The following is a 12,292-nucleotide window of genomic DNA, read 5'->3' on the forward strand; positions in this document are numbered from 1 at the left end:
TTCCCTGCCGTGTCGGTGCGATAAGGAACAATCGGAGGTGTGAATCCTCGTCAATCCGGAGACAACCGCCCGCCCGGCGGTGACCGGCAGCAGCCTCCGCGACCGCCGCGGCGACCCGCTCCGCATCCCGGCCAGGCGAATTACCCGGCCGATCCCCGCCCGCGGGTCCCGACCCGGCCCTTCGAATCCCGCGAGCGGCCGGCGAGCGACGGCTACCTGCCACCGCGGACCCGCAATCCGCATCTGCCGCCGCTGGATCCGCAGACCGAGCCGCTCGACCAGCCCACCTCGCGGATCCGGTCGGAGTCGGGTCCGGACGGCGGTCGTCGCGGTGCCGAGTACGTGCCCCCGGAGAAGGTCACCGTGGTCCGGGTCTTCGCGCGCCGCTCGAAGTACTTCACCGCGCGGGGCGTCAACATGGTGCACCGTGCCGCGACCGCCGACGGCGCCGATCGTTCGGGTCTCACCGCACTCACCCTGCCGGTGATCGCCAACAGCGCCGTCGACGCCGCGATGGCCGTCGCACTGGCGAACACGCTCTTCTTCGCGGCTGCGACCGCGGAGTCGAAGGTCAACGTCGGCCTGTACCTGGCGCTGACCATCGCCCCGTTCGCCCTGATCGCACCGCTGATCGGTCCGTTGCTCGACCGTCTGCAGAACGGTCGACGGTTGGCGATGGCAGCGACGTTCGGCCTGCGCGCCGTCCTCGGCCTGCTGATCATCTTCAACTGCTCGTGGGACTCCGCCGCCGGCCAGCTCACCTACACGCCGTGGGTGCTGTACCCGTGTGCCCTCGGCCTCATGGTGCTCTCCAAATCGTTCGGCGTTCTCAAGTCGGCCGTCGCTCCCCGGGTGCTCCCGCCGTCCATCGACCTGCCTCGGGTCAATTCGCGTTTGACCACGTTCGGCCTCATCGGCGGCACGATCATCGGCGGCGGCATCGCGGGCGCGCTGGAGATGGTGCTCGGCAAGTTCCTGCCCTTCCACGTCCCCGGTGCCATGCTCTGGCTCGTGGTGGTGGCTGCGATGGGCGGCTACTACTGCATGAAGATTCCGTCGTGGGTCGAGGTGACCGAGGGCGAGGTGCCCACCACCATCACCTACCGCGGCAATCCGGATGCCGAGGCTCCGACGTCGGAGCTCGGCAAGCAGAGCCTGTCGAAACGCCTGGCCGACAAGATGCGCCAGCCGTTGGGCAGGTCCGTGGTCACCGGGCTGTGGGGCAACGGCACCATCCGCATCCTCACCGGATTCCTGACCCTCTACATCGCGTTCTACGCCAAGGCCCAGGACCACCTCGGGTCCGGTTGGGCGCAGCTGATGATGCTCGGCGCGGTGGGCGCGGCCGCGGGTGTCGGCAATGCGCTCGGCAACGGACTGGGTACGCGGATCGAGCTGCGCAATCCGACCGCGATCGTCGTGTGGTCGACCGTGGCGACCTTCGTCGGCTGCGTGCTGGCCGCCGCCTTCAACTCATTGGTCTTCGTCGTCGTCGCGGGTTTCATCGGATCGGCGACCAGCGCCATCGCCAAGGTCTGCATGGACTCGAGCATTCAGGACGATCTGCCGGAGCAGTCGCGGGCGTCCGCGTTCGGGCGGTCGGAGACGGTTCTGCAGCTGTGCTGGGTGTTCGGCGCGACACTCGGAGTCCTCCTGCCCACCGAGCTCTGGATCGGATTCACGGTGGTCAGCGTGTTCGTCGGCATCGGCCTGGTGCAGACGGTCCTCACCAGCCGCGGCTCCACCCTGGTCCCCGGTTTCGGCGGTCGTCGACCCGATCACGCCGCTCCGACCATGCCCATCGCGATCCCCGATCACCTGCGCTCACCGCGCTGATCGGCTCGCAGTTCAGACCTCCAGCCCAGCCCCCCTCGAGAGAAAGACGGATTCACCGTGATGCAACCGGCGGACAAGAAGGCCCTCACCATCATCGGAGCGGTAGTCGTCGCCGCACTCGTGATCATCGCCGGCGCGACGGCACTGCTGGTCAGTGGTCACGAGAAGCCGCTGCCGACCGTCTCATTCCAGGCCGGGGACGATCTGACGCGTGCGGAGCCGTCGTACTGGTGCTCGGTGCAGATGGACGACTGCCGCGGTGTGGACGCGAGGGGCCGGTTCAAGCTGCGCACCTACGACCACCCCGTCGCCGTCGGCGAGCGGGTCACCTTGAGTGTGCCGAAGGAGGTCGCCAGCGGACCGTGGACGCTGATCGCCGAATACGCGACACCGCGCGGCATCCAACGGGTGATGTGGCTGCACATGCCGGACACGATGTACACCCAGATCCTGCACAGCGAACCGCGCCGGGTGCTGATGGGTGTCGAGATCTCGTCGATCTCCGCGTACCGGGAGAAGACCCCCGGGATGGGCGGCGACACCCTGGACGCCGACTTCTCGATCCGTGGCACCTTCTCGATCCGCACCCTGCCGGTCGACTTCCGGATCTTCAGCACCCGGGAACTCCCCGACCAGCGAGGCTAGGCCGGTCTCAAGCGCAACGAAGCCCGCTCAGTCAGTGACTGAGCGGGCTTCGTCGTAGGCGAGCGGATCCCGGATCGACCCGCAGGCAACGTCGAACTGGGACCTCAGCGATCGAGCTCGCGGGTGACGCCGCGAACGACTTCCGAGATACGCTGCTCGGTCTTCCGATCGGGGTAGCGACCGTTGCGCAGGTCGGGCTGCACCTTGCCCTCGAGCAGCGTGATGAGGTCGGCGATGAGTCCGTGCAACTCGTCGGGCGAGAGGCGCTTGGCATCACGTTCACGGCGAGCGGCTTCCCGAGTGTTCCGCGAGACGCTGGGAGCGGGCTCGAGGACGGTGACGCGCAGCGCCTGCGGTCCGCGACGACCGGCCGCCATGTCGAACTCCACCTTCTGACCGACCTTCAGCTCGGGAACGTCGGCGGGCAAGGCGTTGGCCCGCACATAGACGTCCTCACCGTCGGTCTGCGAGAGGAACCCGAAGCCCTTCGCGGAGTCGTACCACTTCACCCGGCCGGTCGGCACAGCGATCACCTTCACAACTGATCTGGTCTGCCACAAGACAAAAGCGCCCGAGCCCGATGGCAGTCCGAGCAGAGGCGCACTGAAACAGATTCTACCGTCCCGGCTACCGTTGATGCCATGCAGACCCAGAAGTCCTCACGCCTGCTCGGGGTCGCCGTCGTTCTGTTCGGCATCGGCATGATCGCGAGCATCGCACTGCTCTTCCCGGCGGTCCGGGACACCGGAACCGTACCCGTGACGATCGTCTACCTTCTGGCGATGTGCGCTCCGGTCGGACTGCTGCTCGGCATCGTCTTCGCCCTGCTGTCGGGACGGCGCAGTCGATGAATCAGATCGATCCGGATCGCCCGCTCCGGCCGGTGACCGACGAAGGCGAACTGAAGCGGGCCTTCAGTTGCTTCCCCTCCGGCGTGGTGGCGGTGTGCCGAAGCGGTGACGGTGCGGACGACGAGCCGATCGGCATGTCGGCCAGCGCATTCACCACGGTGTCCCTCGACCCCCCGCTGGTGTCGGTGTGCGTCCGCAACGGATCGGCGACGTGGCCGACGCTCAAGGGCGGCACCGTCGGCGTCAGCGTCTTCGCGGCCCACCAGGGCGACATCTGCCGCAGGCTCGCCGGACCGCCGGAGGAGCGCTTCACCGGCGTCCGGCCGATCTCCGACGAATCCGGAGCGGTGTACATCCCCGGGGCCACCGCACACCTCGAGTGCACGGTGTTCGCCGAGATCCCCGCCGGCGACCACATCGTGGTGCTGCTCGCGATCGCAGCGCTCCGGTGCGACCCCGACGTCGAACCACTTGTCTTCCACGCCAGCAGCTTCCGGGCACTCGAAGCTCGGCGCGCACAATCCTGACATTCCCCCGTGTCTGACGTCTCAATCGGGCTGTGACCTTTGTCACATAACAAGTCGATAACAAGCCGGACACGGAACGGGTATCAGTGCCGTGAGCAGCACCGACGCCGAAATGCCGACCAAGCAAGTGCTACCGGCCGTTGACCGCGGGTCGACGCAAAGGCTGTCCAAACCTGGGCGACACCGTAGTGTTCATGGCGGCCGTCAACCAGGCGACCACCCGAACACCAGTTTTGCCGGTCGCGCCCAACCTCGCTTCCGCCGGTAGAACTCCGCTGATGCAAGTTCAGGAGCGAGGACGGGGGACCCACAATCCTCCGGGAACCGGTCGATCATCTCGATGAACGACCTTGGGGTTAAGTCCGGCAGACGTCGCACCCAGCGACGCGAGCCGGACCGGGCACCTCTCAGCCCGAACCCGACAGCTCACCTCGTAGGCGCGTGGAGAGAGGAACGAAGACTATGTCCGGACGTCACGCCAAGCAGACGACCAACACCAAGACTTTCGCCAAGATCGCCCTCACCTCGGCCATCATCGGCGGCGGCGCAGCCCTCATGGGCGCGGGCCACGCCTCGGCCGCCACCGATTCCGAGTGGGATCAGGTCGCGCAGTGCGAGTCGGGCGGCAACTGGGCCATCAACACCGGCAACGGCTACCAGGGCGGTCTGCAGTTCAGCCCGAGCACCTGGGCGGCCCACGGCGGCACCCAGTACGCTCCGAGCGCCGACCAGGCCACCCGTGAGCAGCAGATCGCCGTCGGCGAGCGCGTGCTGGCCACCCAGGGCAAGGGCGCATGGCCCACCTGCGGCGGTCCGCTCTCGGGCGCTACCCAGCGCACCGCGCCGTCGACCCCGAAGCCGGCCAACCCGATCGCCCCGAAGGCTCAGGACGCTCCGAAGTCCGAGCTCGGCAAGACGGCGGATGCCAAGAGCACCGATGAGGCCAAGCAGCAGGTCGACGAGGCCGTCAACAGCTCGAAGGTCAGCCCCGAGGTCCGTAGCGCATGGAAGGCCGCGAAGGACTCCGGCTACCAGCTCACCCCGGATCAGCTGAAGCTGTACAACCAGAACAAGGGCCTGGTCAACCTGCCCTGACCCCCTGAGTTCCACCAGAAAGGCCCCCGCCTCGGCGGGGGCCTTTCTGCATGCGACCGCTGACCGCATCCGCGCGCGTCGCCTGCATCCGCTCACCTCCGGACTGGAGCGGATGCAGGCGAGCGAAGCGGATACGACAAAACCGACCGGACCTGTCGGTCCGGCCGGTGGGAGTCCGCTGTCAGATCAGCGGTTGACGACGGTGTGCGACTGAATGAACGGCAGGTCCTCAGCCGGTTGCGGGAGCTGCGTGTCGCCGTACGGCGAAAGTGCGCCGGCCAGGTGCGAAACGAGTTCGGTCACTGCGTGCTCGTCACCGATCTCGGTCGGCCAGCCGTTGTCCACGTATCCATTCTTCTTTGCCACGACCTCATTGTGCCATGCCGCCCTCTGCGGCGGTAAAGTTGGCCGAATGAGTCCCGACCTGCCGTTGCGCGGGTTGGCCGACGATCTCGCCGGGCGCTCCGACGACGCTCTCACCGCGCTGCTGATCGCCCGGCCCGACCTCGCCTCTCCCCCGCCGCGCGGCACCGGTGTACTCGCCCAGCGCGCCCTGTCCGCGGCGTCGGTGGCGCTCGCCGGCGAAGGCCTCGATCTGCTCGCGGTCGCGGTGCTCGAGGCGTTCCTCGACGCCGCCGACGCGCTCGGCGAACGCAAGGAACTGCTCGGACCCGTCGGACGCGACGAGATCGTCCAGCGGATCGGCAAGCGGGCGTTGCGCGCCGACGTCGACGCCCGGATCGAGACTCTCGTGACTCGCGGGCTGCTCTGGGGCACCGGTCCGGCCAAGCGCGGCAAGTACGCCCACTGGATCGGCGGCGCGCACCTGCCCGCCGCCCTGCCCTGGCGCGCGCACAACCTGCTCGGGCCGATCTCCGGACTCGATCCGACGGAGATCCGCGAGCGGATCGAGTCCGTGGACGACCGCCCGCGGGAACTGCTGACCACGCTCGCCCAGGGCTCGGCCCTCGGCCGGAGCCGCGACGCCGCCCCCGACGCCGACCCGGCCGCACCGGTTCCGACCCTCCTCTCGCTGGGGCTGCTCGCCCGGATCGATGAGCAGACGGTCGAGCTGCCGCCGCAGGTGGGTCAGGTGCTTCGCGGCGAACCGCCGCTGGTCACGCGCACGCTGCGCGAACCGGCCCTGACCGATCAGGACGGGCCGGGTCGCTTCGATGCGTCGGCGGTCGACGCCGCGGGCGCCGGCGAAGTGCTCGAACTGCTGCGGCACGCGGGAGATCTGATCGACGCCCTCGGCTCGGCGCCCGCCGCGATGCTGCGGTCCGGTGGCCTCGGAATCCGGGAGCTCCGACGGCTGGCGAAGACGACGGCGCTCTCGGTGACCCGCGTCGGCATGCTCGTCGAGGTCCTCGCCAAGCAGCGGCTGCTCGACGCCGGTCCACCGGATTCGGCACAGCACGACTACCTCGCCGAGGACGTCTTCGCGCCCACCACCGCCGTCGACGCGTGGGCGCACCAGGGCACCGATCGCCGCTGGCTCGGCATGGCCCGCGCCTGGCTGGAGCTGCCCCGTCGCCCGTGGCAGATCGGCGACACCGATCGCGACGGGAACACCCTCGCCGCGCTCTCCGCCGAACTGTTCGACGCGACCGCCGCTGCCTCCCGCCGGATGATCCTCGCCCCGTTGGCCGACGCCGCTCCTGCGCACCCGGTCACCGCCGAGTCGCTGACCGCGGTGCTCGGTTGGCGTCACCCCCGACAGCTCCGCCGGATGAACCTGAACACCGTGTCACAGACCCTGCGGGAGGCGACCGAACTCGGGCTCGTGGCGCACGGCTCGCTGACCACCGCGGGTCGTCTGCTGCTGGCCGCCGCGCCGGACGACGACGCCCCGTCGGACGTCCTCACCGCGATGACCGGGTCGCTGCCCGAACTGATCGACTACTTCCTGGTCCAGGCCGATCTGACGGTCGTCGTCCCCGGTCCGCTCGAACCGGACACCGCAGACCGCCTCCGCCTGCTCGCCGACCTCGAGTCGGGCGGCGCCGCCTCGATGTACCGGGTCACCGACGACAGCGTCCGGCGCGCACTCGACACCGGCCGGAGCAGTGCCGAGATCAGCGCCTTCCTCCAAGAGCATTCGCGCACACCCGTGCCCCAGTCGATGTCGTACCTGATCGACGACGTCGCCCGGCGCCATGGCACCCTCCGGGCCGGCGTCGCGTCGTCGTTCATCCGCTGCGACGACACCGCCACCCTCACCGAGGTGCTCCGCAGCGACGCCGCGGCCGATCTGGCATTGCGGGCCCTGGCGCCGACCGTCGCGGTGTCGGCGGCGCCGCTGCGCGATGTGATCGACCGGCTCCAGGCGGCGGGATTCGCACCGGCGGGCGAGGACTCGTCCGGCGCACTGATCGACCTGCGCAGCCGAGGCGTGCGCGTGCCGGCGCGAGGCGCGGCGTCGTCGCCGGCCCCGCGGCGCTCGGCGATCGGGCCGGGGCAGGCGCAGGCGGTCGTGTCCCGGATGCGGACCGCGGACCGCGCGGCCGGTCCGATCGCCGCGACGGCGGCCGCGAGCGGAGCCTCCGCCGTCGAGGGCGAGACGGTCTCTACCCTCATCCAGCTGGCGCTGCGCACCGGGCGGCGACTGCGCATCGGCTACGTCGACGCCCAGGGCGCCGCGAGCAGGCACGTGCTGCATGCGCGCTCGCTCGCCGCCGGGCAGCTCGTCGCCGACGAAGAGGGCGGCGACGAGGAACTGCGGTTCCCCCTGCACCGGATCACCCGCGTCGAACTGCTCTGACGCGGACCGCCGGCCCGGGGCCGGTAGCCACACCCGCGGCGAATCTGGACAATGGACGGGTGACTGACGGACCCCTCATCGTGCAATCGGACAAGACCCTCCTGCTCGAGGTCGACCATCCGGGTGCCGCGGCGGCTCGCGCGGCGATCGCGCCGTTCGCCGAACTGGAGCGCGCACCCGAGCACGTGCACACCTATCGGGTGACGCCGCTCGCGCTGTGGAACGCACGCGCGGCCGGGCACGACGCCGAGCAGGTGGTCGACGCCCTGGTGACCCACTCCCGCTTCCCGGTCCCCCAGCCGCTGCTGGTCGACATCGTCGACACCATGGGCCGGTTCGGGCGACTGCAGCTCACGAAGAACCCCGCCCACGGTCTGACGCTGGTCAGCCTGGACCGCGCGGTGCTCGAGGAGATCCTGCGCAATAAGAAGGTCGCGCCGATGCTCGGCGCCCGGATCGACGACGACACGGTGGTCGTGCATCCGTCCGAGCGCGGCAGGCTCAAGCAGATCCTGCTGAAGGTCGGCTGGCCCGCCGAGGACCTGGCCGGGTACGTCGACGGTGAGGCGCACCCGATCGACCTCGACCAGTCCGACTGGCACCTGCGCGACTACCAGGAGCTGGCCGCCGACTCGTTCTGGGCCGGCGGTTCCGGCGTCGTCGTGCTCCCGTGCGGCGCAGGCAAGACGATGGTCGGCGCGGCGGCGATGGCGAAAGCCGGTGCGACCACGTTGATTCTGGTCACCAACACCGTCGCCGGCAGGCAGTGGAAGCGCGAACTCGTGGCTCGCACGTCGCTGACCGAGGACGAGATCGGCGAGTACTCGGGCGAGCGCAAGGAGATCCGCCCGGTCACCATCGCGACCTACCAGGTGATGACTCGGAAGTCGAAGGGCGAGTACAAGAACCTCGACCTGTTCGACTCCCGCGACTGGGGGCTCATCATCTACGACGAGGTCCATCTGCTTCCGGCCCCGGTGTTCCGAATGACCGCGGACCTGCAGTCCCGGCGCCGCCTCGGCCTCACGGCGACGCTGGTTCGCGAGGACGGTCGCGAAGGCGACGTATTCAGTCTCATCGGCCCCAAGCGCTACGACGCACCGTGGAAGGACATCGAGGCGCAGGGCTGGATCGCGCCCGCCGAGTGCATCGAGGTCCGCGTGACGATGACCGATGAGGAACGACTGCAATACGCCGTCGCCGAACCGGAGGAGAAGTACAAGCTCTGCTCCACCGCGCATTCGAAGGTCCGTGTGGTCCGCTCGATTCTGGACCGCCACAAGGACTCGCAGACACTGGTGATCGGCGCGTACATCGATCAGCTGGAGGAGCTCGGCCGCGAACTCGACTGCCCGGTGATTCAGGGCTCCACCCGGAATGCGGAGCGCGAGAAGCTCTTCGACGCGTTCCGCCGCGGCGAACTGCAGACACTGGTCGTGTCGAAGGTGGCGAACTTCTCCATCGATCTGCCGGAGGCGTCGGTCGCCGTGCAGGTGTCCGGCACGTTCGGCTCGCGCCAGGAGGAGGCGCAACGGCTCGGCAGGCTGCTGCGACCCAAGTCCGACGGCGGTCAGGCCCACTTCTACTCCGTCGTCTCGCGCGACAGCCTCGACGCCGACTACGCCGCCCACCGGCAGCGCTTCCTCGCCGAGCAGGGCTACGCATACCGCATCGTCGACTCCGACGACATCGTCGGACCGCCCCTGCCGTAGAGGCCGCCGGCAACCGACCCCGGGTCGGCCGAGTAAGGACGCCGACCGCAGTGAGGCGACCGCATCGAGACCCGCACGACGATCTCGATGCGGTCGCCTCGCTCCGCTCCGACGGCAACTCGACCGGCCGACCCGCCCCGTGTGCCAACCTGGACGCATGCCTCTGGTCGACCGCATGCGTCCGTTCACGTCAACGATCTTCGCCGAGATGTCGGCGCTGGCGGTCGCGCACGATGCGATCAATCTGGGCCAGGGGTTCCCGGACACCGACGGTCCGGCGTCGATGCTGGCCGCGGCGGTCGACGCGATCAACGGCGGCGACAATCAGTACCCGCCCGGCATCGGGGTCCCGTCGCTGCGTCACGCCGTCGCCGAGCACGAGCGTGACTTCTACGGATTCGACCTCGCCCCGGACACCCAGGTACTGGTGACGGTCGGTGCCACGGAGGCCATCTCCGGCGCGCTGCTCGGGCTGGTGGAACCGGGTCGCGAGGTCGTGATGATCGAGCCCTACTACGACTCCTACGCCGCCTGCGTCGCGCTCGCCGGCGGCGTCCGCCGGACGGTGCCGCTAGTGCCCGACGGCGACGGTTTCGTCCTCGACCGCGACGCTCTCGCCGACGCATTCGGACCGAACACCGCGGCAGTCCTGGTGAACTCCCCGCACAACCCGACCGGCACCGTCCTCAGCGACGACGACCTCGCCGAGATCGCGCGGCTGACCGTCGAGCACGACGTCGTCGCGATCACCGATGAGGTGTACGAGCATCTCCTCTTCGACGGCCGCGAGCAGCACCCGCTGGCACTGCTGCCCGGCATGACCGAGCGGACGCTGCGGATCTCGAGCGCGGCCAAGACCTTCAGCTGCACCGGATGGAAGGTCGGGTGGATCACCGGGCCCGCCGAACTCGTCGCCGCCGCCCGCGCCGCGAAGCAGTTCCTGAGTTATGTCGGGAGCGGTCCGTTCCAGCCCGCGGTCGCGCACGCGCTGCGCACCGAGATGGGCTGGGCCGCACAGAATGCCGCCGAGCTGCAGCGCAAGCGGACGGTACTCGCGGAGGCTCTCGCCTCCGTCGGCTTCGAGGTCCACCGCAGCGAGGCGGGCTACTTCGTGTGCGCGGACCCGCGTCCGCTCGGATACGCCGACGGCGACCAGTTCTGCCGCGAGTTGCCTGCGCGAGTCGGCGTCGCGGCGGTGCCGGTGAGCGCCTTCGTCGACGACAAGGAGTCGTGGCGGCACCTGGTGCGTTTCGCGTTCTGCAAGCGCGACGACGTGATCGCCGACGCCGCGGCAAGACTCCGCAGACTGTAGAACATACGTTCGATCTGGGCGTACACTCGGGACATGACTCCCGGAGTGCAGGCCTCGCTGTTCGACGTCGCCGTCGGTGCGTCAGGCCTCGGGCTGGCGTCGCTGACCGGCCAGTTCTTCCGTCACCGATTGACTGACGGCGCCTGGGTCGACGTCCGACCCGGATGGGTCACCGGCTCGATGGAACTCTTCGACGACCTGCACGCCGACGTCCCGTGGCGCGCCGAGCGACGGCAGATGTACGAGAGCATCGTCGACGTCCCCCGACTCCTCTCGTTCTACGCCGAGGGTCAGCCGCTGCCGCACCCGCTGCTCGCCGCGATGCGCGCGGACCTGAACGCGCACTACCGGCACGCGCTGCCCGAGGGCTTCGCGACCGCCGGACTCGCGCTCTATCGCGACGGCTCCGACAGCGTCGCCTGGCACGGCGACCGCATCGGTCGCGGCCGGACCGACGACACGCTGATCGCGATCGTCTCGCTCGGATCGCCGCGCACCCTGCTGATGCGGCCGCGCGGCGGAGGGCAGTCGCGGAAGTTCGTCCTGAGCTCCGGTGACGTCCTCGTGATGGGCGGCACCTGCCAGCGGACGTGGGACCACGCGGTGCCGAAGAGCCCCGGTGCGGGCCCGCGGATCAGCGTCCAGTTCCGCCCCTCGGGTGTGCGCTGACGGCGGGCCGTCACACCTCGAACGTCACGCCCGTGAGCTTCTCCGAAGCGACCCACAGCCGGTCGCGGGTCGGCTGATCGTCGGCCGCCGAGCGATATCGCGCGGACGCGGGAGCCCCGCGGACCACGAAGTCCGGCCCCCAGTAGCTGCCGTTCGCGACGTCCTCGGTCGCCGCGTAGAGCGCGGGCAGGGCACCCTGCGCCGCGGACTGGCCGACGTGGAGCATCTCGCCCGCTCTCATCAGATAGTCGACCGGCGTCTCGGACTGCCGCATCAGGCCGGTCGCGGCGTAGCCCGGATGGGCGAGCACCGAGCGCACCGGCGAACCCGACTCGGTGAGCCGGCGCGACAACTCCCGGCCGAACACCATGTTCGCCAGCTTGGAGTCCCCGTACGCCGACCATCGGTTGTAGCGGCGTCGCTCCCAGTTGAGGTCGTCGGCGTGGATGCGGCCCCAGTTCTGGGCGAGCGACGACATGGTGACCACGCGCTCGCCGATCTTCGGCAGCAACAGTCCGGTCAGCGCGAAGTGCCCGAGGTGATTGGTCCCCATCTGCATCTCGAACCCGTCGACGGTGCGCGCGAACGGCAGCGCCATGACACCGGCATTGTTGATCAGTACGTCGAAGTCATCGACGCCCGTCGCGAATTCACGGACCGACGATAGGTCGGCCAGATTCAGCTCTGCCACTCGCGCGCGATCGCCGATCGACGAGGCGACGCGCTCGGCCTTATCCAGATTCCGGCACGCGATCGTCACCTCGGCACCGGCAGCAGTCAGCGCCTCGGCCATCGCGGCACCGAGTCCGCTGTTGGCGCCGGTGATCACATACCGGCGACCGCTCTGGTCGGGAATCCGGTCGGCCGACCATCCACTCATC

12 protein-coding genes and 1 riboswitch are annotated in these 12,292 nt (G+C 69.4%); of the genes, 9 read left to right on the plus strand and 3 right to left on the minus strand.

All coding sequences use genetic code 11. The features are described 5' to 3' along the window. The first annotated feature begins 39 nt into the window (after window positions 1–39). Together SCNU_RS14395 and SCNU_RS14400 are read left to right on the plus strand one after the other, a co-directional pair. Entirely contained in the window at window positions 40–1,836 is a 1,797-nt protein-coding gene (locus tag SCNU_RS14395; protein WP_009680120.1) for an MFS transporter, read from the plus strand. A 60-nt stretch (window positions 1,837–1,896) separates the two neighbouring features. Further along, complete coding sequence (locus SCNU_RS14400) at window positions 1,897–2,481, plus strand: DUF2771 family protein (RefSeq protein ID WP_009680121.1); 585 nt, start codon at window positions 1,897–1,899, stop codon at window positions 2,479–2,481. Between the two features lie 104 nt (window positions 2,482–2,585). Here SCNU_RS14400 and SCNU_RS14405 read toward each other — a convergent pair whose 3' ends face one another. Further along, window positions 2,586–3,005 carry a cold-shock protein gene (locus SCNU_RS14405; protein ID WP_009680122.1) on the minus strand — a complete coding sequence of 140 codons (420 nt, stop codon included), beginning with the start codon at window positions 3,003–3,005 and terminating at the stop codon, window positions 2,586–2,588. A gap of 117 nt (window positions 3,006–3,122) precedes the next feature. Between SCNU_RS14405 and SCNU_RS14410 the strand changes: the two genes are divergently transcribed. The 3 genes from SCNU_RS14410 to SCNU_RS14420 all read left to right on the plus strand — a co-directional run bounded on the left by SCNU_RS14410 (window position 3,123) and on the right by SCNU_RS14420 (window position 4,954). After that, complete coding sequence (locus SCNU_RS14410) at window positions 3,123–3,332, plus strand: hypothetical protein (protein WP_009680123.1); 210 nt, start codon at window positions 3,123–3,125, stop codon at window positions 3,330–3,332. Further along, window positions 3,329–3,859: a flavin reductase family protein gene (locus SCNU_RS14415; protein ID WP_009680124.1), complete on the plus strand. Its 531-nt coding sequence runs from the start codon at window positions 3,329–3,331 to the stop codon at window positions 3,857–3,859. Before SCNU_RS14410 ends, SCNU_RS14415 begins: the two co-directional genes overlap by 4 nt. Window positions 3,860–4,122: 263 nt before the next feature. Further along, window positions 4,123–4,315, plus strand: a riboswitch (cyclic di-AMP (ydaO/yuaA leader). Window positions 4,316–4,321: 6 nt separating this feature from the next. Continuing rightward, the gene (locus tag SCNU_RS14420; protein ID WP_009680125.1) at window positions 4,322–4,954 is read left to right on the plus strand and encodes a transglycosylase family protein; all 633 of its coding nucleotides are present in this window, start codon (window positions 4,322–4,324) and stop codon (window positions 4,952–4,954) included. A gap of 186 nt (window positions 4,955–5,140) precedes the next feature. On the opposite strand, the gene SCNU_RS14425 is transcribed toward SCNU_RS14420, so the two are convergent. After that, window positions 5,141–5,320 (minus strand): hypothetical protein, encoded by a 180-nt coding sequence (locus tag SCNU_RS14425; protein ID WP_040518508.1) that lies wholly within the window; start codon window positions 5,318–5,320, stop codon window positions 5,141–5,143. Window positions 5,321–5,366: 46 nt separating this feature from the next. On the opposite strand from SCNU_RS14425, the gene SCNU_RS14430 reads away from it, so the two are divergent. The 4 genes from SCNU_RS14430 to SCNU_RS14445 all read left to right on the plus strand — a co-directional run bounded on the left by SCNU_RS14430 (window position 5,367) and on the right by SCNU_RS14445 (window position 11,411). Next, window positions 5,367–7,718: a helicase-associated domain-containing protein gene (locus SCNU_RS14430; RefSeq protein WP_009680127.1), complete on the plus strand. Its 2,352-nt coding sequence runs from the start codon at window positions 5,367–5,369 to the stop codon at window positions 7,716–7,718. A 59-nt stretch (window positions 7,719–7,777) separates the two neighbouring features. Then, window positions 7,778–9,430: a DNA repair helicase XPB gene (locus SCNU_RS14435; RefSeq protein WP_009680128.1), complete on the plus strand. Its 1,653-nt coding sequence runs from the start codon at window positions 7,778–7,780 to the stop codon at window positions 9,428–9,430. 157 nt (window positions 9,431–9,587) lie between these two features. Then, window positions 9,588–10,742, plus strand: a complete 1,155-nt coding sequence (locus SCNU_RS14440; protein WP_009680129.1) for a pyridoxal phosphate-dependent aminotransferase — start codon at window positions 9,588–9,590, stop codon at window positions 10,740–10,742. Between the two features lie 33 nt (window positions 10,743–10,775). Then, entirely contained in the window at window positions 10,776–11,411 is a 636-nt protein-coding gene (locus tag SCNU_RS14445; RefSeq protein WP_009680130.1) for an alpha-ketoglutarate-dependent dioxygenase AlkB, read from the plus strand. A gap of 10 nt (window positions 11,412–11,421) precedes the next feature. Here SCNU_RS14445 and SCNU_RS14450 read toward each other — a convergent pair whose 3' ends face one another. Continuing rightward, complete coding sequence (locus SCNU_RS14450) at window positions 11,422–12,291, minus strand: oxidoreductase (protein WP_040518509.1); 870 nt, start codon at window positions 12,289–12,291, stop codon at window positions 11,422–11,424. Window position 12,292: the final 1 nt, after the last annotated feature.

Source organism: Gordonia neofelifaecis NRRL B-59395 (assembly GCF_000192435.1).
GTDB classification, from domain to species: domain Bacteria; phylum Actinomycetota; class Actinomycetes; order Mycobacteriales; family Mycobacteriaceae; genus Gordonia; species Gordonia neofelifaecis.